The 23,991-nt window shown below is 69.2% G+C and carries 30 protein-coding genes and 1 tRNA gene; 16 read left to right on the top strand and 15 right to left on the bottom strand.

Annotated elements, in window-relative coordinates; genetic code table 11:
* Positions 1 to 67: 67 nt before the first annotated feature.
* Together gcvH and gcvT are read right to left on the bottom strand one after the other, a co-directional pair.
* Positions 68 to 451 carry a glycine cleavage system protein GcvH gene (gene gcvH, locus P1K31_RS03570; RefSeq protein WP_276304903.1) on the bottom strand — a complete coding sequence of 128 codons (384 nt, stop codon included), beginning with the start codon at positions 449 to 451 and terminating at the stop codon, positions 68 to 70.
* A complete protein-coding gene (gcvT, locus tag P1K31_RS03565; RefSeq protein ID WP_276304902.1) occupies positions 448 to 1,536 on the bottom strand; it encodes a glycine cleavage system aminomethyltransferase GcvT in 1,089 nt (362 codons plus the stop codon). The genes gcvH and gcvT overlap by 4 nt, the downstream gene beginning before the upstream one ends.
* A 213-nt stretch (positions 1,537 to 1,749) precedes the next feature.
* On the opposite strand from gcvT, the gene P1K31_RS03560 reads away from it, so the two are divergent.
* The gene (locus P1K31_RS03560; protein WP_276304901.1) at positions 1,750 to 2,070 is read left to right on the top strand and encodes a DMT family transporter; all 321 of its coding nucleotides are present in this window, start codon (positions 1,750 to 1,752) and stop codon (positions 2,068 to 2,070) included.
* A gap of 10 nt (positions 2,071 to 2,080) precedes the next feature.
* Here P1K31_RS03560 and P1K31_RS03555 read toward each other — a convergent pair whose 3' ends face one another.
* Both P1K31_RS03555 and P1K31_RS03550 read right to left on the bottom strand, forming a co-directional pair.
* Positions 2,081 to 2,314: a hypothetical protein gene (locus P1K31_RS03555; RefSeq protein WP_276304900.1), complete on the bottom strand. Its 234-nt coding sequence runs from the start codon at positions 2,312 to 2,314 to the stop codon at positions 2,081 to 2,083.
* Between the two features lie 63 nt (positions 2,315 to 2,377).
* Entirely contained in the window at positions 2,378 to 2,548 is a 171-nt protein-coding gene (locus P1K31_RS03550; RefSeq protein ID WP_276304899.1) for a hypothetical protein, read from the bottom strand.
* Between the two features lie 62 nt (positions 2,549 to 2,610).
* Here P1K31_RS03550 and P1K31_RS03545 point away from each other — a divergent pair, with 62 nt between their 5' ends.
* On the top strand, positions 2,611 to 3,051 hold the full coding sequence (locus P1K31_RS03545) for a hypothetical protein (protein WP_276304898.1): 441 nt from the start codon (positions 2,611 to 2,613) through the stop codon (positions 3,049 to 3,051).
* Here the strand turns inward: P1K31_RS03545 and P1K31_RS03540 are convergent.
* The 3 genes from P1K31_RS03540 to P1K31_RS03530 form a co-directional block, all read right to left on the bottom strand.
* On the bottom strand, positions 3,035 to 3,214 hold the full coding sequence (locus tag P1K31_RS03540) for a hypothetical protein (RefSeq protein WP_276304897.1): 180 nt from the start codon (positions 3,212 to 3,214) through the stop codon (positions 3,035 to 3,037). The two genes, P1K31_RS03545 and P1K31_RS03540, sit on opposite strands and share 17 nt — an antisense overlap.
* 134 nt (positions 3,215 to 3,348) lie before the next feature.
* Positions 3,349 to 5,124, bottom strand: a complete 1,776-nt coding sequence (locus tag P1K31_RS03535; RefSeq protein WP_276304896.1) for a Na+/H+ antiporter — start codon at positions 5,122 to 5,124, stop codon at positions 3,349 to 3,351.
* A gap of 105 nt (positions 5,125 to 5,229) precedes the next feature.
* Positions 5,230 to 6,822 (bottom strand): S8 family peptidase, encoded by a 1,593-nt coding sequence (locus P1K31_RS03530; RefSeq protein ID WP_276304895.1) that lies wholly within the window; start codon positions 6,820 to 6,822, stop codon positions 5,230 to 5,232.
* A 120-nt stretch (positions 6,823 to 6,942) separates the two neighbouring features.
* On the opposite strand from P1K31_RS03530, the gene P1K31_RS03525 reads away from it, so the two are divergent.
* The 7 genes from P1K31_RS03525 to P1K31_RS03495 all read left to right on the top strand — a co-directional run bounded on the left by P1K31_RS03525 (position 6,943) and on the right by P1K31_RS03495 (position 13,705).
* Positions 6,943 to 7,398, top strand: a complete 456-nt coding sequence (locus tag P1K31_RS03525; RefSeq protein WP_276304894.1) for an NYN domain-containing protein — start codon at positions 6,943 to 6,945, stop codon at positions 7,396 to 7,398.
* A gap of 35 nt (positions 7,399 to 7,433) precedes the next feature.
* Positions 7,434 to 8,264 carry a TatD family hydrolase gene (locus P1K31_RS03520; RefSeq protein ID WP_276304893.1) on the top strand — a complete coding sequence of 277 codons (831 nt, stop codon included), beginning with the start codon at positions 7,434 to 7,436 and terminating at the stop codon, positions 8,262 to 8,264.
* A gap of 37 nt (positions 8,265 to 8,301) precedes the next feature.
* The gene (locus tag P1K31_RS03515) at positions 8,302 to 8,883 is read left to right on the top strand and encodes a DUF2150 family protein (RefSeq protein ID WP_276304892.1); all 582 of its coding nucleotides are present in this window, start codon (positions 8,302 to 8,304) and stop codon (positions 8,881 to 8,883) included.
* Between the two features lie 185 nt (positions 8,884 to 9,068).
* Positions 9,069 to 10,409 carry a hydroxymethylglutaryl-CoA synthase gene (gene hmgB, locus P1K31_RS03510; RefSeq protein ID WP_276304891.1) on the top strand — a complete coding sequence of 447 codons (1,341 nt, stop codon included), beginning with the start codon at positions 9,069 to 9,071 and terminating at the stop codon, positions 10,407 to 10,409.
* A gap of 198 nt (positions 10,410 to 10,607) precedes the next feature.
* The gene (gene gcvPA / locus P1K31_RS03505; protein WP_276304890.1) at positions 10,608 to 11,939 is read left to right on the top strand and encodes an aminomethyl-transferring glycine dehydrogenase subunit GcvPA; all 1,332 of its coding nucleotides are present in this window, start codon (positions 10,608 to 10,610) and stop codon (positions 11,937 to 11,939) included.
* On the top strand, positions 11,936 to 13,405 hold the full coding sequence (gene gcvPB, locus P1K31_RS03500) for an aminomethyl-transferring glycine dehydrogenase subunit GcvPB (RefSeq protein ID WP_276304889.1): 1,470 nt from the start codon (positions 11,936 to 11,938) through the stop codon (positions 13,403 to 13,405). Before gcvPA ends, gcvPB begins: the two co-directional genes overlap by 4 nt.
* 150 nt (positions 13,406 to 13,555) lie before the next feature.
* Positions 13,556 to 13,705, top strand: a complete 150-nt coding sequence (locus tag P1K31_RS03495) for a hypothetical protein (RefSeq protein ID WP_276304888.1) — start codon at positions 13,556 to 13,558, stop codon at positions 13,703 to 13,705.
* A gap of 62 nt (positions 13,706 to 13,767) precedes the next feature.
* On the opposite strand, the gene P1K31_RS03490 is transcribed toward P1K31_RS03495, so the two are convergent.
* Positions 13,768 to 14,814 (bottom strand): guanosine monophosphate reductase, encoded by a 1,047-nt coding sequence (locus P1K31_RS03490; protein WP_276304887.1) that lies wholly within the window; start codon positions 14,812 to 14,814, stop codon positions 13,768 to 13,770.
* Between the two features lie 189 nt (positions 14,815 to 15,003).
* Between P1K31_RS03490 and P1K31_RS03485 the strand changes: the two genes are divergently transcribed.
* The gene (locus tag P1K31_RS03485) at positions 15,004 to 15,684 is read left to right on the top strand and encodes a haloacid dehalogenase type II (protein WP_276304886.1); all 681 of its coding nucleotides are present in this window, start codon (positions 15,004 to 15,006) and stop codon (positions 15,682 to 15,684) included.
* Here P1K31_RS03485 and P1K31_RS03480 read toward each other — a convergent pair.
* Positions 15,681 to 15,782, bottom strand: a complete 102-nt coding sequence (locus P1K31_RS03480; protein WP_276304885.1) for a C2H2-type zinc finger protein — start codon at positions 15,780 to 15,782, stop codon at positions 15,681 to 15,683. The two genes, P1K31_RS03485 and P1K31_RS03480, sit on opposite strands and share 4 nt — an antisense overlap.
* Positions 15,783 to 15,917: 135 nt before the next feature.
* Here P1K31_RS03480 and P1K31_RS03475 point away from each other — a divergent pair, with 135 nt between their 5' ends.
* Positions 15,918 to 16,373 (top strand): HTH domain-containing protein, encoded by a 456-nt coding sequence (locus P1K31_RS03475; protein WP_276304884.1) that lies wholly within the window; start codon positions 15,918 to 15,920, stop codon positions 16,371 to 16,373.
* A 2-nt stretch (positions 16,374 to 16,375) separates the two neighbouring features.
* Here the strand turns inward: P1K31_RS03475 and P1K31_RS03470 are convergent, their stop codons facing one another.
* The 3 genes from P1K31_RS03470 to P1K31_RS03460 all read right to left on the bottom strand — a co-directional run bounded on the left by P1K31_RS03470 (position 16,376) and on the right by P1K31_RS03460 (position 18,458).
* Positions 16,376 to 17,776, bottom strand: a complete 1,401-nt coding sequence (locus tag P1K31_RS03470) for a dihydrolipoyl dehydrogenase family protein (RefSeq protein WP_276304883.1) — start codon at positions 17,774 to 17,776, stop codon at positions 16,376 to 16,378.
* 99 nt (positions 17,777 to 17,875) lie between these two features.
* On the bottom strand, positions 17,876 to 18,061 hold the full coding sequence (locus tag P1K31_RS03465) for a DUF7331 family protein (protein ID WP_276304882.1): 186 nt from the start codon (positions 18,059 to 18,061) through the stop codon (positions 17,876 to 17,878).
* Between the two features lie 214 nt (positions 18,062 to 18,275).
* Complete coding sequence (locus tag P1K31_RS03460) at positions 18,276 to 18,458, bottom strand: DUF7838 family putative zinc beta-ribbon protein (RefSeq protein ID WP_276304881.1); 183 nt, start codon at positions 18,456 to 18,458, stop codon at positions 18,276 to 18,278.
* A 110-nt stretch (positions 18,459 to 18,568) separates the two neighbouring features.
* Here P1K31_RS03460 and P1K31_RS03455 point away from each other — a divergent pair, with 110 nt between their 5' ends.
* The 4 genes from P1K31_RS03455 to P1K31_RS03440 all read left to right on the top strand — a co-directional run bounded on the left by P1K31_RS03455 (position 18,569) and on the right by P1K31_RS03440 (position 20,277).
* Positions 18,569 to 19,102 (top strand): cob(I)yrinic acid a,c-diamide adenosyltransferase, encoded by a 534-nt coding sequence (locus P1K31_RS03455; protein WP_276304880.1) that lies wholly within the window; start codon positions 18,569 to 18,571, stop codon positions 19,100 to 19,102.
* 221 nt (positions 19,103 to 19,323) lie between these two features.
* Complete coding sequence (locus P1K31_RS03450; RefSeq protein ID WP_276304879.1) at positions 19,324 to 19,590, top strand: DUF7553 family protein; 267 nt, start codon at positions 19,324 to 19,326, stop codon at positions 19,588 to 19,590.
* Between the two features lie 43 nt (positions 19,591 to 19,633).
* A tRNA-Val gene (locus tag P1K31_RS03445) sits at positions 19,634 to 19,708 on the top strand.
* 233 nt (positions 19,709 to 19,941) lie between these two features.
* Entirely contained in the window at positions 19,942 to 20,277 is a 336-nt protein-coding gene (locus P1K31_RS03440; RefSeq protein WP_276304878.1) for a hypothetical protein, read from the top strand.
* Between the two features lie 125 nt (positions 20,278 to 20,402).
* Here the strand turns inward: P1K31_RS03440 and P1K31_RS03435 are convergent, their stop codons facing one another.
* From P1K31_RS03435 to P1K31_RS03425, 3 genes are all read right to left on the bottom strand, one after another.
* Positions 20,403 to 20,774 (bottom strand): DUF8160 family protein, encoded by a 372-nt coding sequence (locus tag P1K31_RS03435; RefSeq protein WP_276304877.1) that lies wholly within the window; start codon positions 20,772 to 20,774, stop codon positions 20,403 to 20,405.
* Complete coding sequence (locus tag P1K31_RS03430) at positions 20,771 to 21,541, bottom strand: ParA family protein (RefSeq protein ID WP_276304876.1); 771 nt, start codon at positions 21,539 to 21,541, stop codon at positions 20,771 to 20,773. The genes P1K31_RS03435 and P1K31_RS03430 overlap by 4 nt, the downstream gene beginning before the upstream one ends.
* Before the next feature lie 140 nt (positions 21,542 to 21,681).
* Complete coding sequence (locus P1K31_RS03425) at positions 21,682 to 23,352, bottom strand: bacterio-opsin activator domain-containing protein (protein WP_276304875.1); 1,671 nt, start codon at positions 23,350 to 23,352, stop codon at positions 21,682 to 21,684.
* Between the two features lie 244 nt (positions 23,353 to 23,596).
* On the opposite strand from P1K31_RS03425, the gene P1K31_RS03420 reads away from it, so the two are divergent.
* Positions 23,597 to 23,728 carry a hypothetical protein gene (locus P1K31_RS03420; RefSeq protein ID WP_276304874.1) on the top strand — a complete coding sequence of 44 codons (132 nt, stop codon included), beginning with the start codon at positions 23,597 to 23,599 and terminating at the stop codon, positions 23,726 to 23,728.
* Positions 23,729 to 23,991 lie beyond the last annotated feature (263 nt).

Below are 23,991 nucleotides of genomic sequence, written 5' to 3'. Positions count from 1 at the left end.
GTGTATCGTCCCGCGGCGCGTACCGACTACGCCGCGTGCGACACCTGCAGAAACAGCCGGATCGTCGTCAGGCGATCTGCTCCTCGTACTCCTCGGGCGTGAGGAGCGCGTCGAGTTCGTCCTCGTCTACGCCCTCCAGTTCGAGCATCCAGCCGTCGCCGAAGGGGTCCTCGTTGACGAGTTCTGGCGCGTCGAACAGCTCCTCGTTGACGGCGCTCACGGTGCCGGAGAGCGGCGCGTAGAGGTCCGAGACGGCCTTGATGGACTCGATGACGCCGAACTGCGCCTCCTGCTCGAGTTCGTCGCCCTCGTCGGGGAGTTCGACGAACACCACGTCGCCCAGTTCGTCCTGCGCGAAGTCGGTGATGCCGATTCGAGCGGTATCGTCCTCGACGCGGATCCACTCGTGCGTTTCCAGGTAGTACAGGTCGTCGGGTATCTCGAAGCTCATAGGAACGGTGTTTCGGTGATGCGTGCGTCTTTCTTTCGTTCGCGGACGACGACCCCGATCTCCGTACCGGGGTCGGCGTACTCGCGCGGGACGTACCCGAGGCCGATGGGCTCGCCCAGCGTGGGGCTCATCGTGCCGCTGGTGACGGTCCCGACGACGGTGCCGTCCGCGTCGGTGATGTCGTAGCCGCTCCGCGGGACCCCCCGATCGAGGAGCGTCAGCCCGACGAAGCGCTCGTCGGGATCGGTCGCGTCGGCGAGGGCGTCGCGACCGACGAAGTCCGTGTCGAGCGCGACGACGAAGCCGATTCCCGCCTCGTAGGGCGTCCGCGGGTTCGATTCGGGGTCGAAGTCCTGTCCGGAGAGCAGGAACCCCTTCTCGATGCGGAGCGTGTCCCGCGCGCCGAGGCCGCAGGGCTGACACGGGAGGGCGGACCAGACGGTCTCCGCCTCGTCCCACGGGCAGAGGAGCTCGAAGCCGTCCTCGCCGGTGTATCCCGTGCGCGCGGCGAGGACGTCGACCCCCTCGACGGTCGCCTCGGCGACGTCGAACCGCGAGACGTCGCGGATCGCCTCGCCCGTCGCGTTGGCGAGGACGTCCTCGCTGTCGGGGCCCTGCACCGCGAACATGGCGTACGCCTCGGTGCGGTTCTCGACGGCACAGTCCAGCCCCCACCGGTCCCGGTGGTCGACCCACCGCGCCTCCATCTCCTCGTCGTGGCCCGCGTTCGGGACGAAGAGGTAGGCGTCGCCCGCATCGGGTTGATGCGCCTCCGGGAGGGCGTAGACGACCGTGTCGTCGAGCATGACGCCGGACTCGTCGGTGACGGCCGAGTACTGCCCCTCGCCGGGCGCGAGTCGCGACGGGTCGTTCGTGGTCAGCCGCTGCATCAACTCGGTCGCGTCCGGTCCCCGGACCGCGATCTCGCCCATGTGTGAGACGTCGAGGATGCCGACCGATTCGCGGACGGCCTCGTGCTCGGTCCGGATGGAGTCGAACTCCACCGGCATCTCCCACCCGCCGAACTCCGTGAACTTCGCGCGGTCGGCGAGGAGGTCCCGCAACGGCGGTTTCCGAAGGGCCATATGCCTCCCCTCGGGGCGAACGACGTAATGATTTGGTTTGCGCGACGGGCGGGACCGCCGCCGATATAAACCGCATTTCGGGATACAGAATCCGCCGCGTCGCTCCCGACGACCGAGGCGTCGGCGGTCCGCGAGCGGCCGAACGCGCCCCGCGCTGTCGGCCGCTCCGGCGATCCACAACGCTCCTGTGTGCGGCCGGCGTTCGCTCCACCGATGTCGTGGACGTATCTGCTCCTCGCCGCCGCGTTCGAGATCTGCTGGGCCGTCGGGCTCGAGTTCACCGACGGCTTCTCCCGCCCGGTGCCGACAGCGCTCACCGTCGCCGCGATGGCGGTGAGCATGCTCCTGCTCGCGCGGGCGGTCGAGACGCTCCCGATCGGAACCGCCTACGCCGTGTGGACCGGCATCGGGGCGGTCGGGACCGCGGTCGCGGGCGTCTACCTCTTCGGCGAGCCGCGAAGTGTGAGCCGCTTCGCCTTCATCGCGCTCATCGTCGTCGGCGTCTCGGGGCTGAAGCTCACCGCGGGCCACTGACCGACGAAACTCAGCTCTCGAACGGCGGTTCGTCGCGGTGGTTGTCGACGTTCTCCTGTTCGGCCGCCTCCTCCGCGCGTACCTCGGATTCCCGCTCGACTTCCCTCTCGATCTCCTCGTTGCGGCGCTCGCGGGCGGCCTCCTCCGCCTCCGCTTCGGCCTCCTCTCTATCGTCCGGCCCCTCCTCGTCTCGCTCCCCGGCGAGTTCGACGTCGCGTCCGTGTTCGTGTTCGTCGTCGGCCATGTATCGGACTACTCGCGCCGCTCGCAAAGGACTGATGGTGGCGACAGCAAGGTGGGCGACGGGCTACGCCGGTTCGACGACGATCCGCCCGTCGCGGAGCTTGTAGACGAGCCGATCCCCGACCTCGACCTCGGTTCCGGCCTCCGCGAGTTCCTCGCGGACGGCCTTGATGAGGCTGATCCGCCACCGATCCGTCACTTTCGTCGTACCGAGAATCCGCTCATCGTCGGTCATCGTCCGTGGAAGGCAGTCGACACTGTTATGCACTTTTAGCTATTTTGCCGAAATAGGTAACCGTGACTATCGAGGTACGGCGAGGGGGAGAGCGCGGACGGGTGATCGTCTCGAAACGGCCGGAGGGACTCCCGGAGGCCCGGGGGCGGGGCGGGGGACGCCTGACCGTCGGCCCGGGGCTCGGGACGACCTTCGACGGCGACAGCTACTCGACGCCGCTGGTCGTGACCGCGATCGACGACGACGGGTGCGTCAGCTGGAGCACGCCGGGACCCGCGGCCGCGCTCGACCGCGCGCGGCGCGAGATCGACCGACGCGCACCGACGACCGTCCGGTTGCGCGAGTACCCGCTCCTGCTCGAGGTGCTACCGGCGGGGTCGGTCTCGCGGTTGACCTGCGACCTCGCGCTCGCGGCGGGCGCGTCCGGCGTGCCGCTGATCGTGTCGATGGACGCGAACGGTCGCGGCCGGGGGGCCGGGAGCGGACTCAGACGGCCGCGGTGAGCAGCGAGACGGGATCGCCGGCGACGTCGGTGCTCGCGCAGTCGGGACACTCCGCGCCGACCGACCAGTCGGGATCGAGGCGGCGGCCGTCGGGACCGACGAGGCAGGTGAGTTCGACGAGCAGGACGAATCGGTCGGCGTTGCCGCAGTTCTGACAGTGCATGGTCGAAAGACCGGCTGGTGCGTTCGAGCCGCCGGTGGGGGGTACTCGTCCCGCTCTCGCACTTGAAGGTTCGTCCCGGGGATCGAGTGGCCGTCCACCCGCCCTCCCCGATCGCGGGCGTCGAGCGGGCGCGGTCAGTCGTGGGGCGTCCCCGCGTCCCCGTCCTTCTCGAGTTCGACGTCGAGTCCGAACTCCGCCGCGCGCGAGCGCCAGAACTCCGTGTACCCCTCCTCCCCGCGCTCGACGGTGGTCTCCCCGCTCCGCAACTGGTCGAGTTTCAGGTCCACCTCGTCCAGGAGCTGCCTGCCCACGTCGTCGGTGACGACGCCCGACCGAACCGCGTCCATGACGGCGCTCTTCTCCCGCTGAAGGAGCTGTCGCTCGCCGACGAGCAGGCGCTCGCGGCGGAGCTCGGGGTTGTCCGCGAGCAGGGTGGCGATCGCCGTCCGCAGGTCGTCGAGTTCCCGCTCGTACTCGTCCGTGAAGTCCCGGTAGACCTCCCTGGGGAGGTTACCGCGCCCCTCGAGGCGCTCGGCCGCGGAGAGGGCCTCCTCGACCGCTCGGCGACGCCCGACCAGGAGTTCGTACAGCTCCTCGACCTCGGAGCGCGTGACGATGCCGAGCCGCTGCAGGAGGCTGGACATCGTCATCCCCTGGACGACGAGGCTGAACGCGGCGACCCCGAAGACCATCGCGCGCAACTCCTCCCGGTAGGGAAACGGCGTCCCGTCGGCGAGCGAGCGCGGCAGGCCGAGCACCAGGGCGATCGGGATCGAGGCGTGGAGCCCGCCCCAGAGCATGACGTGCTGGTAACTCCGCGGGATCGTCTGTTCGACGAATCGGTTGAGCGCGGTCGCAATGGGGTAGACGGCGAGCGCGCGGGCGAGTAGCACCGCCGGGACGGCGAGCGCGATGAGTTCGACGTGCGAGAGTAGCTGTTCGACCGGCGTGACGACGCCGATCATCAGGAAGACGAACGTGTTGACGAGGAACGCGACGGTCTCGAGGCTGCTGAAGACGGAGATCTTCGTCTGCGGGCTCATGGCGTACTCCGCGCCGCGGTTGCCGATGAACAGCCCCGCGACGACGGTGGCGATGACGCCGGAGACGTGGAGGTAGTGCTCGGCGAGGAGGAAGCTCCCGTAGGCGAGTATCAGCGTGAGGACGGTCTCCGTCATGCGCTCGTCCAGGTTGACCATCACGCTGTACACGGCGTAGCCGGTGAGCAGGCCGACCAGGAGGCCGCCGAGGCTCACCGCGACCAGGTCGAACGCGACGCGGGCGACGCCCTCGACGGTGAACAGCCGGGTGGGGTCCGCACCCCGCACGACGAGCGACAGGAGCGCGGAGAAGAGGACGACGCCGACGCCGTCGTTGATCAGGCTCTCGCCCTCGACCAGGACCGCGAGGCGGTCGGGCGCGCCGAGCTCCTTGAACAGTGCGAGGACGCTCACCGGGTCGGTCGGCAGGATCATCGCCGCGAACAGGAGCGCGACGAGCAGGGGGAAGCCGAACAGCTCCGCGCCCGCCACGCCCAGCACGACGACCGACGCGACGAGGCCGACGACGGCGAGCGCCAGAACGGGGACGAGGTTCCGACGAAGCCGCTCCAGGTCGGTCGTGGCCGCCCCCTCGAACAGCAGCGGCGGCAGGAGGACGAGCAGGATGAGGTCGTGCGAGAGCGCGATGTCGATGTCCACGGCCCTCGTCGTCGCGCCGACGACGGACACGGCGAACCCCGCGAGGAGGAGCGCGACGGTGTAGGGGAACCGCCCGACCTTGGCGACGAAGATCCCGACCCCCGCGGCGATGATGGCGATCGGGAGCAGGTCGAGGAGGATCCCCTCGATGCTCGCGGCCTCCTGTGCGAGCGCGACGAGGGCGACGGGGTCGATGGCGGCGACCGACATGGTTCACTCCACCGGACGAGGCGGGATAAGCGTGGGCGCGCGAGCGCAACGTGTCGAAGACGGAGAGAGGGACGACGGGGCGGCAGACGGGCGCTGAGCGGGCGCTCAGGCGTACTCGGTGACGGTCAACGCGTAGTCGCCGCTCCCGCTGTAGGAGTCCACGAGGACGTAGAGGTCCGTCGAGACGTCCGGGTCGTCGACGGTGACCGACTCCTCGCTGCCGGTGGTCCACGATCGGTAGTCGTAGCTCGACGTGGTGGGACAGCGACCCGTACCGTCGCTCGCGTAGAGGTCGAAGTCCGCGTCGGCCGGGCCGCCCAGTTCGACGACGACCGTGCTCGGGTCGTCGTAGTTCCAGGCGTAGGACCAGCAGTCCTCGTCCCAGTAGCCGTAGAGGGAGTCGCTGACGCTCACCGTCCGGGAGTCGTTCCCGCCGTCGCCGTCACCGCCATCGCCGCCGGAGCCGCTCCCCGGCCGGGTCGTGACGGCGTTCCCGGCGTCCACGCGTCCGCTCCCCTGCTGGCTGGCGGAAAGCCCCACGTCGACGGCGGTGGCCGTGAGGTGGCCGCGCAGCTCCTCGTTCGTGAGGTCCCAGGCGGCGAGGGTGAGGCCGGCGACGCCCGCGACCACCGGCGTCGCCATCGACGTGCCCGAGATCGAGTCGTAGCCGTCGTCCGTCCACGTCGAGAGGACGTTCGTGCCCGGCGCGGCGAGCTCGATCTCCGACCCGTAGTTGGAGTAGGCGGCGAGCGTCCCGTCGGGGTCGAGCGCCGAGACGGCGAGGCACTCCTCGTAGGCCGCGGGGTAGGAGACGGACCCGCCGTAGCCGTTGCCCGCCGCCGCGACGACGAGCGAGCCGTTGCCGTAGGCGTAGGAGACGGCGTTCTTCATCGTGCTCGTGGACCCGCTCCCGCCCAGCGAGAGGTTGATCACGTCCGCCCCCCGGTCGGCGGCCCACTGGATCGCGTCCGCGATGTCGCTCGTGCTCCCCGTGCCGCCCTCGTCGAGCGCGCGCCCGGCGATGACCGTGGAGTTACCGATGCCGGTGACGCCCTCGCCGTTGTTCACCTCGGCGGCGGCGATGCCGGCCACGTGCGTGCCGTGGGTCTCGTCGGCGAGCGCGTCGGGGTACGGATCGCCGTCACCGTCCACGAAGTCGTAGCCGGGATCCGCGGCCACGTTTCCGTCGAGGTCGGGGTGGTCGTACTTCACGCCCTGGTCGATCACGGCGATCGTGACGCCGGCATCGCCGAGCGTGGTGTCCCACGCCGTCGGCGCGTTCACCGTCTGGTCCGCGTACTGGTCGTCGAAACGGGGGTCGTTCGGGACGAACAGCGCCTCGAGGGTGGCGTTCCGCTCGACGTACTTCGTCGCCTCGTACTTCCCGACCCGCTTGCGGATCTCTCGTTCCTCCCTCGGGGACGCGTCGCGGAGTTCGATCGCGGCGTAGCGGAGCGCCTCGTTCCCGTGGCGGAGCGCGACGGTGACGTCGTACTTCCGCTCTAGCTTTCGTTTGATCTTCCTCGCGTGCCTCTCTACCCTCCTCCCGTCCGCAGAGAGGCCGACGAGGAGTTCGTCCTCCTTCGGGCCGGGCGACCGTCCCGGCGTCGCGCCGGCGACGTCTGCGAAGGCACCGACGCCGGCGAGACCGAACAGTTCGAGGAAGCTACGACGGCCGAGCGCGCGTCTTTCACGCATCACGACAGGACAGATTCCACTATACTATTTTATTCTAGCCATATCTATAAGGATAAATATGAGATGGCCGCTGGGAGTAGAACCAGCACGGCTTTAGGCGGCCGCCGGGTTTCGGGGGGTATGAGCGGGTTCGTGCGTCGATTCGTCGGAGGGAGCGACCGTCGCGTCGGGCTGTTCGTGGACGGGCCGAACGTCTTCCGCACCGAGTTCGACGTGGACCTCGACGACGTTCGCGCGGCGGCCGCCGAACGCGGTCGCCTGACTCACGCCCGGCTGTACGTCGACGAGCGCGCCACGCCCGGGCTGATCCAGGCCGCGGAGGCCCACGGCTTCCGGGTGGTGACCACCAGCGGCGACGTGGACGTGAAGCTCGCCGTGGACGCGACGGCGGCCGTCGCGGACGGCGCGATCGACGTGCTGGCGATCGCCTCCCGCGACATGGACTTCAAGCCGGTGCTGGAGACGGCCGCCGAGCGCGGCGTCCGCACGCTCGCCATCGCCCCCGGCGACTACGGGCGCTCGGACGCGCTGTCGAGCACGGCCCACGAGGCGGTGACGCTCGGACCGGCCGAATAGCCGTCCTTTTACCCGGCCGCGACGCACGGACCGACATGGACCCGGTGCTCGACGACCACATGCACCTCGATCCGGTGAACGGTCGCGGCGTGGAGGCGTGCGAGGAGTTCGCCGACCACGGCGGGACGCACCTGCTCGTGCTGAACAAGCCGTCGTGGCACTACGGCGTCGAGGTCGAGGAGGGGGGCGACTTCCAGACGGCCTACGACCACACGGTGGACGTGGTCCGGGAGTCGAACGAGGTGCTCGCCGGGCGCGCGTGGCCCGTCCTCGGCGTCCACCCGGCGCTGATCTCGCAACTGGTCGACCGGGGCTACGCCCCCGAGGAGGCCCGCGACCTGATGCGGGCGGGGCTCGACACCGCCGCCGAGTACGTCGCCGACGGGAGGGCGCTCGCGCTCAAGTCCGGGCGGCCCCACTACGAGGTGGACGAGGCCGTGTGGGAGGCCTCGAACGAGGTGATGCGCCACGCGTTCGCGCTCGGGGCGGACCTGGGGTGCGCCGTCCAGCTCCACACCGAGGACGGCGAGGACTTCACGGAGGTCGCCGAGTGGGCCGAGGCGGCGGGGATACGGCGGGAACACGTCGTCAAGCACTACTCGACGGGCGGCGTGGTCGGGCCGACGCCGAGCGTGCTTGCGGACAGGGAGGAGCTCGTGCGGGCGGCCGAGCGCGGGATCCCCTTCATGATGGAGACGGACTTCATCGACGACCCGGACCGACCGGGCGCGGTGCTCGGCCCGAAGACGGTGCCGCGGCGGACCCGCTGGCTGCGCGAGGAGGGCTACGACGGGGCGCTCGAGCGCGCGCACGTCGAGACGCCGCGGATGGTCTACGGTATCGATACCCGGGCCACGTTAGAATAACGAAAAGGCATATGGCCGGCCGCTCGAAGTCGTGAGTATGAGTACGCCGGAGGGTGAGTACTACACCGAAGAGCGCTGGCAGAACTGGCTCGACCGCCTGGACGAGGAGGGCGTGGACCTCGAAGACGAGAGCTCCGCGCGCCTCCGACTGAACCTGCAGGACGACACGGTCATCGCCGTCGCGAAGGTCGTCTCGGCCTACGACGAGGGCGAACTCGACGAGCAGGCGGCGATGGAGGAACTGGCGGGCATCCAGGAGATCGTCCTCTCGGAGGTCGAGTTCGACGATGAGGACACCCTGATGCTCATCGACGCGGTCCAGACCGCGCTCGTCTGCGTCTTCCACGCCGCCCAGGAGTACGTCGCCGCGGGGGCGACGAGCGACGGGAGCGTGGAGGAGCACGTCGAGGCCGCGCGCAACGCCGAGTCCGAGGAGGACCTCGACGCCGCGCACGTCCACTGCGTGCAGGCCGGCACGCTCATCATCGACGGCCAGGACATGGACCTCTCGCTCGTCGAGGACCTGGACTACGGCCTCGTCGCCGAGTGGGTCGACGGGCTCAACAGCCTCTACGAGGCCATGCGTGACCCCGAGGTCGTCGAGGAGGACGAGGCGTAGGAGCCACAGAGAACGCAGGCAGCGCGGGCGACCGACCCGGTGCACCCCCGGACCCCCACCCGCACCCGACGTCGCACTTCTCTCGACGCCGAGCCGACAGCCGTCGGCCCCGCGTCCGACGGAGTTCGACGAACGACGAACTCATCGTCGTCAAACACTTATATCCCCCGGTCGACTCACCAGCCATGACATCCGTCGGCATCGACGCCATCGAGATCCACACCGGGAAGCTCAAACTCGACCTCGCGAACACCTTCGCGCCCGCGAAGGGTGAGGAGCCGGAGAAGTACACGAAGGGCCTCGGCCTCGCGGCGAGTTCCTTCCCCGACACCTACGAGGACATCGTCACGATGGGCGCGAACGCCGCCCACCGGCTGATGAAGCGACGCGGGCTCGAACCGGCCGACATCGGCCGCATCGACGTCGCCACCGAGTCCGCGTTCGACAACTCGAAGCCCGTCTCGACGTACATCGCGGGCTGCCTGGAGCAGGTCTTCGAGGGCGACTTTCACCACGCCAACAAGGGCGAGCGCAAGTTCGCCTGCATCTCCGGCACGCAGAGCCTGGACGACGCCTACAACTGGATCAAGGCGGATCGCAACCGCGGGCGCAGCGCGCTCGTCATCGCCACCGACACGGCGCTCTACGCGCGCGGCGACGCCGGCGAGGCGACCCAGGGTGCGGGCGCGGTCGCCATGCTCATCGGCGAGGACCCCGACCTCGTCGAACTCTCGACCGAGCAGGGGTACGGGAGCGCCGACGAGACGGACTTCCTCAAGCCCAACCAGCAGTTCCCGAGCGTCGACGGCAAGCGCTCGGTGCAGGTCTACCTCGCGCGCATGCGCGAGGCCCTGGAGGACTTCGAGAGCGTCTCGGGGGACACGCACCCCGACGACTTCGTCCTCGTCCCCTTCCACACGCCCTTCCCCGGCATGGTCCGCAAGGCCGCCCTGCTCGGCTACCGGCACATGATCCGCGACACGAGCATCGAGGAGGAACTCGCCGCCGAGATCGGCCGACAGCCGCGCTACGAGGCGTTCGAGGACGAGGCGGCGTTCCTCGACGCCGTCCGCGAGTACACGGACGCGCTCAAGGGCACCGAGACGTACCTGGAGTGGTACGACCGCGTCATCGCCCCCACCCTCGAGATCGCGCGCGAGGTCGGCAACTGGTACACCGGGTCGGTCCACGTCGCGCGCGCGAGCGGACTGAAGCACGCCCTGGAGAACGACTGGGAGATCGAGGGGAAGAAGCTCCTCGTCGGCTCCTACGGCAGCGGCGCGCAGGCGGAGATCCACGCCGAGACCGTCCAGCCGGGCTGGGAGGAGGAGATCGCCCACCTGACCGTCGACGAGCAGCTGGAGGCCCGCCGCGACATCTCCTTCGAGGAGTACGAGCGCGTCCACGACGCCCACAACCACGACAAGCGGCTGGACGACGTCGAGGAGTTCACCGTCCCCGACGGCGAGTTCGCCTTCGACGGCTGGGGCCGCATGGGCGAGCGCAAGTACCGGTTCGTCGAGTAGCCGGGGCGACTCGCGCCGCCCGACGAACGAGGCTCGGGGACGGGGAGTCCTCCGCGTTCGTGTCCGTCCCGATCGATCTAGTTCACGAAGACACCACGTCCGTGTCGTCACCGACCCGGATCCGACGGTATCATATGCAGTGACTTGTAACGCCGTACCACCAGATGTCCCGCCCACGGACACCCATCACATCAACGCATGAGCAGCCATAACTCCGGTAGTCCCTTCGCGCCGCACACCCCCGAGGAGACGGCGGCGATGCTCGACGCCGTCGGCGCGGCGAGCGAGGAGGACCTCTTCGACATCCCCGACGGACTGCGCTTCGACGGCGCGTTCGGCATCGAGTCGCGAAGCGAGCGGGCGGCGCGCGCGCACGTCGACGCGACGCTCGGACGCAACGCCGACCTCGCCGAGTTCCTCGGTCGCGGTCACTACGACCACTACGTGCCCTCGCTGGTCGATCACCTCTCCCTGCGCTCGGAGTTCCTGACCTCCTACACGCAGTACCAGCCCGAGGTGGCCCAGGGCTTCCTGCAGGCGCTGTTCGAGTACCAGTCGATGCTCGTCGAACTGACGGGCCTCGACGTGGCGAACTGCTCGATGTACGACGCCGCGACGGCGCTCGGCGAGGCGGCGACGCTCGCCGCCCGCCTCCGGCGGGTCTCCGGGGAGACGGTGCTCGTCCCCGACCTGCTCCACGAGGGCCGCCGGGCCGTCCTCGAGAACTACGTCGAGGGCGCGGGGCTCGCGGTGGAGTCCTACTCGACCGACGACGCGAACGCGGACGTCGAGGCGCTCGCCGATCGCGTGGACGAGGACGTGGCGATGGTCTACGCCGAGAACCCGACCGTTCGGGGGACGATCGAGGAGCGCCTCCCCGAGATCGGCGACCTCGCGCACGAGAACGACGCGCTGTTCGTGCTCGGGACGGACGTGCTGGCGCTCGCGCTGCTCCGAGAGCCCGCGAGCGTCGGCGCGGACGTGGTCGTCGGCGAGGCCGCCTCGCTCGGCCTGGGCGCGAGCTACGGGATGGGCCTCGGGCTGTTCGCCTGCCGCGACGACTACCTTCGGCAGGTGCCCGGTCGCCTCGTCGGGGTCAGCGAGGACGCGACCGGCCGCCGGGCCTACACCCTGACGCTCCAGACCAGAGAGCAGCACATCCGCCGCGAGCGCGCGACGAGCAACATCTGCACGAACCAGGCGTGGGTCGCGCTCCGCACCGCCATGCACGCGGCGACGCTCGGCCCGCAGGGGCTCGTCGACCTCGCGAACGACTGCGTGACGGCGACGGCCGACCTCGCGGAGCGCGTGGACGCGATCGTGGGGATGCGCGCGCCGGTCCACGACCGACACCACTTCCGGGAGTTCGTCGCGCACACCGACCAGCCCGCGGCGGCGGTGGCGTCGGACCTCGAGGACGAGGGCTTCGCCGTTCACGTCGTCGGCGAGCACGAGATCCAGCTCTGCACGACGGAGACCAACGCCGCGAGGCGCGACGCGCTGGTGGAGGCGCTGGAGGTGGTCGCGTGAGTGGAGACGAACGCGATCAGGGAGCGACCAGCGGGAGCGGCCGCGATACCCTCGTCTACGACCAGGCGCGCTGGACCGCGGACGACGAGCGGTACGAACCGCTCCTCTCCGAGAAGCACACCCGCGAGGTCGAGGTGGAGTCGGAGCTCCCCGAGCACCTGACGCGCGACACGCTCGACCTGCCTGACCTCTCGGAGCCCGAACTGGCGCGCCACTACACGCGCCTCTCGGAGATGAACTACGGCGTCGAGAACGGGCCGTTCCCGCTCGGCTCCTGCACGATGAAGTACAACCCGAAGTTCACCGAGGACGCGGCCGCCCACCCGAAGGCCGGGATCCACCCCGACCGCTCGCCGGAGAGCGCCCAGGGGACGCTCGAACTCCTCTATCGCCTCCAGGACTACCTCGCGCGCATCGGCGGGATGGACGCCGTGACGCTCCAGCCCCCGGCGGGCGCGGCGGGCGAGTTCGCGGGCATCCTGATCGCCAGGGCCTACCACGAGGCGCGCGGCGAGGACCGGACCGAGGTCGTCGTCCCCGACTCCGCCCACGGGACGAACTTCGCCAGCGCGGCCATGGCGGGCTACGACGTGGTCGAGCTCCCCGGCGCGGCGGACGGACGGGTGGACCTCGGCGCGCTGGAGGCGGCGGTCGGCGAGGAGACGGCCGCGCTCATGCTCACCAACCCGAACACGCTCGGGCTGTTCGAGCGCGACATCGAGCGCATCGCCGAGATCGTCCACGACGCCGGCGGCCTGCTCTACTACGACGGCGCGAACCTGAACGCGCTGCTCGGGCGCGCCCGCCCCGGCGACATGGGCTTCGACGTCATGCACTACAACGTCCACAAGACGTTCGCCACGCCCCACGGCGGCGGCGGCCCCGGTGCGGGGCCGGTCGGCGTCAGGGAGGACCTCGCCGAGTTCCTGCCGGATCCCCGGGTGCGGAGGACCGACGGCGGTTACGAGCTGTACGCCCCCGAGCGTTCGATCGGCAAGGTCCACGGCTACCAGGGCAACTGGCTCGTGCTCGTGAAGGCCTACGCCTACATCGCCCGTCTCGGCGACGAGGGGCTCGCGGACGCGAGCGCGAAGGCCGTCCTGAACGCCAACTACCTCGCCGAGCGGATCGACTACGAGATCCCGTTCGGCCCGTTCCACCACGAGTTCGTCGCGAGCGCGGACGCGGACGCCGCCGACGTGGCGAAGCGCATGCTCGACTACGGCGTCCACCCGCCGACGACGAAGTGGCCCGAGGCGGTCCCGGAGGCGCTGATGACGGAACCGACCGAGGTCGAGAACCGCTCGTCGCTCGACCAGCTCGCGGCCGCGTTCGACGCGGTGGCGGCGGAGGACGAGGCGACGGTCGAGTCCGCCCCCGAGCGGACGGCCGCGCGGCGCATCGACCAGGTGAGCGCGGCGCGGAACCCGCGGCTGTCCTGGCAGGCGCTCGACCGCGAGGAGTGAGATCCCCGGGGGAGGGCCGGTCAGCCCATCCGAGGTAACCGAGTTCCGAAACGTTCACGCCGTTTTCCACCGTTGCGAACCCGCAACGGTCGCAACGAGCGCCCCCGTTTATCTCCACGTCGAACCCACCCGAAACTGGAGTGGTAGCCCGTGAAACTACTCAGACGCGTGTTCGGCGGCGGCGAGGACAGCCCGACCAAGTACCAGTGTTCGGCGTGCCCCGAGACGTTCGAGGCACCCGCTGACGCCGAGGCCCTCCGCTGTCCCGTCTGCGGCGATCGCAACGTCGCGCCGCTCTGAGCGGCGCGGACCCGTCGCTCGGCGGAAGGTCGACGTGACGAGCGCACGGGCCGCGTCCGCGTCTATTCGTCGCGCGCGTGAGCCTCGAGAACCGAGTGTGCCCCCTCGCGCTCCTTCGCGCCGGGGGCGACCCGGATGAACTCCGCCTTCGCGCGCGCCTCGGGGATAGTGTGACCGCCGCAGTAGCTCAGTCCCGAGCGGACGCCGGCGAGGAACTCCGAGAGCGCGACCTCGAGCGGACCGCGGTACGGCGAGAGGCCGTCAACGCCCTCGTCGGCGTCGGGGGTGAGCGCCTTGTCCGTGCGCGCCTCGTTGGCCGCCGTGGAGGCCATGCCGCGCGAGCGCTTGTAGCGCTCGCCGTCCACCTCGACGAGGTCGCCGGGTGCCTCGTCGGTTCCGGCGAAGAAGCCGCCGAGCATGACGGTGTCCGCGCCCGCCATCAGCGCCTTGACGGCGTCGCCGGAGGTTCGGATGCCGCCGTCGGCGATCACGTGGATGCCGAGGTCGCGGGCGGCCGCCGCGCAGTCGTCCACCGCGGTGAGCTGTGGGACGCCCGCGCCGGCGACCTCCCGGGTGGTGCAGTGGGAGCCCGGTCCGACGCCGACCTTGACGCAGTCTGCGCCCGCCGCGTGGAGGTCCCTGACCCCCTGGGGCGTGACGACGTTGCCGGCGACGAGGGGCGCGTCGGGGAACTCGGCGTCGATGCGCTCGACGGCGGCGAGCGCCGCCTCCATGTGGCCGTGGGCGACGTCGACCACGACGCAGTCCGCACCCGCCGCGAGCGTCGCCCCGGTTCGGTCGAGGAAGTCCTCGTCGATGCCGACGGCGGCCCCGACGCGCTCGCCCGCGTCGGCGACGGCGCCGACCTGTTCGACCTGCTCGTCGACGCCCATGAAGCGGTGGATCGTGCCGAGCCCGCCCATCGTCGAGAGCGTGATCGCGGTGTCGACCTCGGTGACGGTGTCCATCGGCGCGGAGAGCACCGGGATCTCGAGGTCGAGCGACGGCGTGAGCTTCGTCGAGAGGTCGACGTGACTACGGCTGTCGACCGGAGAGCGCTGGGGAACGAGCAGGACGTCCCCGTACGAGAGTCCAGTTCTGACGTTCATTCGTGTGAACCCTTGACCCCTGAGGCCGTGGTCCCAGTTAGCTCCGTCGAATTCGCCGCGCGCGGCGAGTGTCAGGGCGACCGGAACGCGTTCCGGCCGTCGTCGCACTCCGCGACGATCACGTCGTTCGTGTCGCGGCCGCACACGTCCGACCCTACAGCTATACTCCTCCCCGCGGAAGGGCCGGTCATGACCTTCGACGCGGACCGCGTCTCGACGGTGACCTTCGACTCGTACAGCACGCTCGTCGACGTCGACGCCGCGGAGGCGGCCCTGCGCGAGCGCGTGGACGACCCGCTACCCGTCTCGCAGCTCTGGCGGGCGCGCTCGCTCGAGTACACGATGGTCGCCAACGAGATCGACGCCTACCAGCCGTTCTACGAGATGAACCGCGACGCCCTCGAGTACGCGCTCGACGCGTACGACGTCGACCTCCCCGAGGCCGAGCGCGACGAGATCCTCGCGGTCTATCACGAACTCGACGTCTTCCCGGACGTGCGCGACGCCATCGAGCGCGTCCGGGACGCGGGCTACGACTGCTACGTCCTCTCGAACGGGAACCCCGAGATGCTCGACTCGATGGTCGCGCACGCGGGCATCCGGGACCTGCTCGAGGACACGATCAGCGCCGACGAGGTGCGGACGTTCAAGCCCGCCCGCGAGCTGTACCGTCACGCCGCCGCGCGGGCGGGGACGCCCATCGACGAGATCGCCCACGTGAGCGCGCTCTGGCTGGACGTTCAGGGGGCGATGCACGCCGGGATGCAGGGCGTCTGGGCCGACCGGAAGGGGTCCCCGTGGGAGCCGTTCGACGGCGAACCGGACCTCACCGTCGAGACGCTTCACGACCTCGCCGACGAACTCGCCTAGTCGACGAGGCCCACGTCGTGGACGTGCCGACGGAGTTCCTCCTCGTTCGAGAACGACCGACCGCAGGCGGAGCACTCGTATTCACCGTCTTCGGACATGTCTCGGAATAGTCGACGCGCCCGTAAAACGCTTGGTGGGCCTGTCAGGGCGTGAGAGCTATCCGCGAGTTTTTGAATTATCGGCTGAGTAAACTATTTGCGCGGGCGATGGTTGATGGTAAGCGGGGAAGTACCATGGCACTAGGGGACACGAGTCGACGTACCGTGGAGGTGTACGTCCGGTCGTTGACGCCGGGCTACGAACTCCGGGGACAGGAGGAGGTGCTAGAACGGTTGCGCGCGTGCGCAGGAACGGGGGAGATCGACGGGTACGACCTGTACGTCTGGGGCTCGGGGATCGACCCCGAGTCGCGGGCGGCACAGACGAAGTTCGGTCGGTTCGTCCTCGACCGACTCGACTTGTTCGGGCGTTGGGCCAAGCGCGCCGGTGCCGAACTGGACTTCTGCTTTCCGACCTGCGCCCGCCACTCCACGGTCACCGGCGAGTCGTTCGTCTGCGTCGAGTTCCCGTCGGTGACGCTCGTGGAGTTCGAGGACGACAGGGTGAGCCACGTCGCCCCCTGTCATCGCGGAGGCGACCACGTCACCGTCAGGAGCCGGCTGAAGACGCTCGAGTCGGCGACGGTCTAGGTCTAGGCCCCGTCCAGCTCGCGCTTCGCCTCCCGGAGGAGGCCGTCTATGATCTCGGGCGTCGTCGGGTGGTACGCCCGGTCGGGGACCTCCCGGACGTCCATCTCGCGCTCGACGACGACCTGCATCGTCTTCGCCATCACGTCCGCGTGGTAGTGGAGCCCCTGATAGCCGAGGACGGTGCCGTCCGTCGCGACGACGAGCCGCGCGAGCCCCCGCGCCGCGTCCTTCACCGCGAACACCCCGTCGCTCGCCGCCTCGCGCGTGACCGCCACGTGGTCGACGCCCGCCGCCTCCGCGGACGCCCGCGAGTGGCCGACGTGCGCGAACGGGTAGACCGCGAGCCCGGAGAAGATCACGTGGTGGTGCAGGTTGTGGTACTCCCGGAGGTCCTCGCCGTCGCGGTGACGGAGGACGTTGTCGGCGGCGAGGATCCCCTGTTCCTTCGCGACGTGGAGGACGGGTTCGCGGCCGTTGGCGTCGCCGACGACGAAGGTTCGCTCCGCGTCGCGCGCCCGCATCGTCGCGTCGACCCAGCCCTCGCCCGGTTCGAGCGAGGTGTTCTCCAGTCCGAGCCCGTCCAGGGCCGGGCGTCGGCCGGCGAAGACGAACACCTCCTCCGCCTCGACGGTGCGCTCCTCGCCGTCGCGCTCGTAGGTCAGTTCCGCGCCCGCCTCCGTCGGGGCGAACGATCGCTCGTCCGCGCGCGTGAGTACCTCGATGCCGAACTCCTCGCGGTAGACGTCGAGCAGGGCGTCGCCGAACTCGTCGTCGGCCTCGTCCAGCGGCCGGGCGTCGTGCTCGACGACCGTGAGGTCGACGCCGCCGGCCTCCGCGAGGTAAGGTGCCATCTCCAACCCCACGTAGCCAAAGCCCACGACGATACCGGACTCCGGCAGGTCCGTGGCGTCGAGCACGTCGGCGCTGGTCGCGTACGACACGTCGTCGAGGCCGGGGACGTCGGGGACGTTCGGGGTCGACCCCGTGGCGACGACGACGTAGTCCGCCTCGATCCGACGGTCGCCGACGGCGACGGTCCGGTCGTCGACGAAGCGGGCGGTCTCGTGGACGAACTCGACGTCGTCGCGCTCCGCGAGGCGGTGGACGGCGGCGCGACGGTGTCGCGCGAAGTTGGAGACGTGTTCGTCCTTCCGTGCGACGACGCGCTCGAGGTCCACGTCGGGGGGGTCGCCCGCGAGCCGATCGTCGACGCGCGCCCGGTATCGGTGTTCCGCGGCCGAGAACACGTCCTTCGACGGCATACACCCCCGGAGGATGCAGAGACCGCCGCCGGGGTCGCCGTCGTCGACGAGTGTGAGCCTGACGTCCGGTTCGTCCGCGAGTCGGTCGGCGACGGCGACCCCGGCGCTGCCGTACGCGCCGATGACGACGACGTGTGTCATGTACGTGCTCGGACACCCAACGGTATAGTCGTTCCTCGGAACTGCGGGCGGCACGCCGGGGAGGCCGCCTCGCGGAGGGCGCCGGGCGGGGGGAGCCGTTCAGCCGTCGCTCGGAGGGTCGCCCTCGAGTTCGACGGCGGTGTCGGACTGGATCCACGCGTGGTGGTTCGACGGATCGTAGAGGATGACCTGTCCGTCGTCCAGAGGGAGGGCGACGCAGTCGAGTTCGAGCGTGTCGGGCGTGTCGGACGGCTGATTCGTCTCGTCGTGAGTTCGCGTGCTCATTGTGCTACGTTCTCGGACTATCTGTCGTCTTACGGCGACCAGTATGACACGGCGTAGCATAAGCCTTCAGAATTCGTGCGCCTCGTTGACAATCCGCGAAGCGCGCGCCGTAATGCGGAACCGGGGGTGGTCGCGTGCGACGGCGGATCACCGACGAAACGACTACCGGGGAACGGTGAAGGACGTGGGGGTAGAGAGAGCGACGACGGACGGTTCAGGCCGACGCGTCGGCGTCGGTGTCGGCGACGATGTCGTCGCCGATCTTCACGATGGCGTGGTCGCACTCCGCGCAGCGCCACTTCGTCTTCTCCCCGAGGTGGATGAGGGTGCTCGCGGTGCGGTAGAACTCGCGCTCGCCGCCGCACTGGGGGCAGTAGTGTCGGATCTCGAGGCTCATGCGTCGCCCTCCGTGCGGGCGTCACTTCACGCTTCGCTTTCTGTCTCCGGGCGCGATGGAGGGGCGGGGTGCCCGGCGGGATATAAGTCGCTGGCGGCGGTAGCGGAGGTATGAAGATCTACACCGGCCGCGGGGACGAGGGGATGACGGACCTGCGGAACATGGAGCGCGTCCCGAAGACGAGCGCGCGCATCGAGGCCTACGGGACGGTCGACGAGGCGAACGCGCTCGTCGGCGTCGTCCGCCCCTCGGGCCACGACGACGTCGACGAGCGGCTCAGGGCCGTCCAGAACCACCTCCACGTCATTCAGGCCGACTTCGCGGACCCGGACGACGACAGCGACGCCCCGCGCGTCGATCAGGAGGACGTCGACCAACTCGAGGCGTGGATGGACGACTACGACGAGGAACTCGACCCGCTGCGGTCGTTCATCCTTCCCGGCGGGAGTGAGGCGGGCGCGAAACTCCACCACGCGCGCGCCGTCGTCCGCCGGGCCGAGCGCCGCGCCGTCGACCTCGCGACCGACGAACCGGTCAACGAGCACGCGATCACGTACCTGAACCGGCTCTCGGACGCCCTGTTCGTCTTCGCGCGCGTCGTGAACAAGCGCGACGGCGAGACCGAGGAGGCCCCGACGTACTGAGCGCTCGCGGCGGCGACGGTCGGAGAAATGGACGGACGCTCCGGCGTAACGCCGGACCCACTGTTGATGCTCGCGCCAGACGGCGGCTGTGCGCCTCGACAGCACGGGGACGACTCCCCTGTCTTTAGGGGAGCCTAAAAGTACAAAAAGATTGCTCTCCTGGTTCCCATCCCGACCTACGGGTCACAACTGTTTTATTCGAATACTTGCTAACTCCCAGCATGAACCGTCACTTCGAAGACGCACAGTACTACCTGAAACGCGCCGGTGCCACCGCCAAGAAGGGCGTCGCACGGGAGATCGAGGGCGTGCAGGCCCGATTGCAGGACCTGCTCGGCGGCGACGAGGAACCCGAGCAGTCCCGGATCGATCAGCTTCGCGCCGAGCTGAAGGAGCTTCAGGAGAGCGCGGAGGGCGAGGCCAAGGAGGCCATCGCCGAGGCCCGCCTCCGACTCGACAGGGTGCGCGGCAAACCGCCCGCCGAGTAGCGAAAGGAAGCGTTAAGTCCCATCGGTCGTTTCTTCCGAGCGCGGGTTGGTGATCTAGTCCGGTTATGATACCTCCTTCACACGGAGGAAGTCGGCGGTTCAAATCCGCCCCAACCCACTTACTGCCGGCGTAACGCGACGAGCGAAGCGAGGACCTGCGCCGGCAGAGTGGTGACGAAGGATTTGAACCTCGGTCGCTCCGCTCGCTCGCGCTCGCTTCGCTCCCTGGTTCAAATCCGCCCCAGCCCACTCCTCTGCGACGCGGCGCGCTCGTCCCGCCCGGACGATCTATAACGGGGCGGCATATGCAGCGGGAAGGCTAGTGTCACCACCCCGCACGATCTACTAGCTATGGCCGGGGATTTCGACGCGTTCAACGAGCAGGTGGAGACCGATCCCGACACCGAAAAGGTGCCGAGTCGGAGCGAGGAACCCGAGGATACCGGTTACGACGGACAGGTGAGCGACGTCGCGGTCGTGGGCGATAACGACGATCGCCTCAAGATCACCGCCGAGTCCTCCGAGGGGGGTCGAGTCGACCGAGAATTAGACACCGAAGAGGCGGGGCGACTCATGAGTCAGTTGGACATCGAAGACGTTCGAGAGTTCGAAGGGCAACCCGTGCTCGTCTGGAAGGACGACGACGGGACGCCCCACCTCGAGTTCGACCTCGAGGATCTGGGATGATCGGTCACTGACCGAGTCGTCCGCCCGGCTTCCACCGGGCGGTAGAATCCTCTCCGCCACTACCTGACGAGTCAGCATCACGGCGACGTTCGAACCCCCTCTGCCCCCTGCACGACCACCTGATCTTAGAGCTCTAAGATCTCTTCGACCGTCGTCCCCTCTAGGCCCGCTTCGACGACCGCCGGGTAGTAGTCGCGGTTCTTCTCCAGCGGTTCGCCGCGTTCGCGCTTGTGCCGGGCGTTGAGTTCGTCGAAGCGGATGTCGAGTTCCCGCCTGAGGTCGTCAGGCAGGTACATGAGCACGCTCGGGCGCTCCTTGATCGACCGCCGGTCGTCCGCGTCGTCCGCGTCGTCCGCGTCGTCCGCGTCGTCCGCGTCGTCCGCCGGCGTCGGGGACCGCTCGTCGGGCGGGCCCCTCGCCGCGTCCGGCGTCGGGTCGGGATCGTCGCGCTCGAACCGTCGCTTCAGCCGATTCGCCCGCTCGTCGCGGTCGGTCATCCGGCCACCTCCTCGAGGTGGGCCGCGCTGTGGGGGAAGGCGTCTTCCATGTCGCAGTCCTCGCGGTGGGTGAAGATCGACGCCCCCTCGTTCCACGCGCGCTTGCGCGCGACGCGCTTCCTGACCTCCCAGGCGGGGATGCGCCCCCCGAAGATGTCCTCGAACCACGCCCTCGTCTCGGTCGCCTCGCCGTCGGTCTCGACGCGGTTGGCCACGAGACCCACGTCGTCGATCTCGACGCCGTACCCCTGTTGGAGCGCGTCGACCTGATCGAAGAGGATCTCGAGCGCGCGGACGGACGTCCCCTCGGCCAGCGCCGGGATGAGCAGGTTGCGACACGCCAGCAGCGCGTTGTCGGTCAGGTTGCCGAGCGACGGCGGGCAGTCGACGACGACGAAGTCGTAGTCCCGGTCGAGTTCGTCGAGCGCCATCCCGAAGCGCTCGCGGCTTCGCATCGCGGTCGTCAGCTTCGGTTCCGCGCTGAACATGTCCACGTTCGACGGGACGACGTCGAACTCCTCGTGTTCGTGCACGAGTTCGTTGATGAGCGACCGCGAGTCGAGGTCGAGGAGCACGTCGAAGAGGCTCGGCGGCGCGGCGTCGTAGGCGTCCGCAAGCCCCGGCCCCTCCGTCCCGTGCCCCTGCGGATCGAGGTCGACGAACAGCACGTCGTTCCCCCGCGCCGCGAGCGCCCCGGCGACGTTGATGGCGACGGTCGTCTTCCCGACGCCGCCCTTCTGGTTCAAAAGTGCTAGCCGGTATGCCATTCCTACGAGTACGTGACGGTTAAGGCGTCTTAACTCTACGTCAGACGAGATCGCTGAATCGGATAAGACGGACGGGCCGGGGTAGATAGCTAATCTAGTTAAGACGCAGGACGCCGTCGCGCCCGTCGCCGGCAGGTCCGCTACTCGAGGATCGTCCGGAGGATCTTCTGTTCGGCGGCCCGGAGGTGCTTGTGGACCGTCGGCGAGGAGACGTCGAGGCGGTCTGCGACCTCCTCCGCCGTGCTGTCCCGCGGCCAGTTGAAGTACCCGGCGTAGTAGGCGGTCTCGACCGTCGTCCGCTGGCGTTCGGTGAGTTCCTCCTCGAGCGAGACCCGGATGCCGTCAGGGGTGTGACTCCGGCGCGGGACGGTCCGCTGGGAGACGAGTTCGGCGTCGGGGACGCGCTCTCGCAGCGCGTCCACGAACTGTCGAACGTCGGTCTGCATGGGGAGTCTGGCGGTGACGCGGAGTTCGTCACGATCGACGGCGACGTCTGCCACCCGCCCGCCGTACGTCGCGACGAGCGACGTGACCGGCGGATCGAGCGCGTGCAGTTCGAACGCGCACTCCTCCTCGTCCTCCCTGATGCACCGCGCGTCCTCGTACGTAGGGTGCCGGAGGACGGTCTCGGCGACGCGGTCGGCCTCGACGTCGGTGATCGTCACGTATTGCAGGTACCGGTCGTCGGTCGCCGGGACGATGCGGTCGAACGTCACCGTGCCCGCCTCGGCGACCGCGTCCGGAAGCATCCGCGAGACCGCCTCGCAGCGGAAATCGACCTCGAGGACGCTGTCGCTCATCAGCGCCTCCTTGCGTTCGAGGGCGTTTATCGCGTGGCCGACGGTGCGGCCGAGTTCGGCGAGCACCTCCCGTTCCTCCGTATCGAACGCACCCGAGGCGTCGGCGTAGAGACAGAGAACCCCGAACAGCCGGTCCTCGAAGACGACGGGGATCGCCACTGACGAGCGATACCCCCGCTCGAGCGCGTGTTCGCGCCACGGGGCGTACGTCTCGTCCGTCTCGAGGTCCTGAATCGCGACCGCCTCCCGGGTTCGCACGGCGCGCGCCGTCGGGCCCTCCGCCGCGTCACCCGAGAGCGGGATCGAGATGTCGTCCAGGTACCCGTCCTCCGCGCCGGCCCACACCTCGGGAACGACGCGCTCGCCGGGCCGGTTGACGCTGCCCATCCACGCGAAGACGTAGGGATCGGCGTCGATCAGCCGCTCGCAGACGGCCCGTTCGATCTCCGAGCGGCGCTCGGCGTCGACGAGCGCGCGGTTCGTGCGACGGATGACCCGATTGACGCGGTTCAGGCGTGCGAGTTCCTCGCAGTGGGCCGCGAGCTCCCGTTCGCGGCGACGCCGCTCGCCGTCGTCGCGGACGAGGCCGACGAAGAGGCGTCGGTCGCCGCACTCGACCTCCCGGAACGAGACGGAGATGGGCACCTCCTCGCCGCCCCGTCGTAGCCCGCGCAGCCTGACGTCGTCCCAGTCGCAAGTTCGCTCGCCCGTGGCGAGATACCGGGAGAACGCGCAGCTGTGGGAACCGGCCAGCGAATCGGGGATGAGCGTCGTCAGCGACTCCCCGACGAGATCGGCTGGGTCGTAGCCGAAGAGGCTCGCACTCGCGGCGTTGGTGAACACGATCGTACCGCGTGCGTCGACGGCGAGGATACCCTCCGAGGCGCTCCCGAGAAGCGCCCGAAAGAGATCCGTCTCGCCCGTTGCGCCGACCGTCGCCTCGTCGTACGCGCACCGTCCGACCCCCTCCCGTACGTCCGCCGTCACGGACGCGCTCGGATCGCCACTCACGAACGGACATTCGCCACTGGATGTAAATATTCGTCGGCCGACGGGGGACTGTCCGGAAACGCACGAGGGCACGGCACCGATACCCCTCGATCGACCTCGACCGGGGTGGGATCGAGCGCGTCTACGGCCGATGGGCGGTCATAACGGGACGAAAGTCCCAGCGTCATCACTCTCGCTGACACATTCGTTATATATCGAGTTACATAGGATATTTTAAATACCATAAAGCTATGATATAACGTGTATGTCCGAGAATGACGCTCTCGAACGGGTTCTCGCGAACCATCCGAAACTGATCGGCGCTACCTACCTGCTGCTGGCGGGCGAGACGACGATGGAAACGACGGGCATCGGTAGCGGATACACCGGCCCCTGATATCCTCCTCGCCCCGAAACACGAGGCCTTCTCCCTGACGTTCCGTATCACTCGGGGGAGAGGCGGTTTACGTCTATCGCGTCGCTACGGTCGAGGTGACCGTCGACGCGGACGGGGGGCGCTCGAGTTCGAGCGTCTCCGCGAGTTCCTCGTCCTCCCCGTAGTCCGCCCGGGCGAGTGCAGCAGGCGCACCCCGGCGTCGGTCAGTTCTCGACCGATAGGAGCCGCAGTAGTCATCGGGGATAATAGGACGTTTCGCAACT

It is taken from the genome of Halomarina halobia (genome assembly GCF_029338575.1).
GTDB lineage: Archaea > Halobacteriota > Halobacteria > Halobacteriales > Haloarculaceae > Halomarina > Halomarina halobia.
This window is presented reverse-complemented; position numbering and strand designations above follow the sequence as displayed.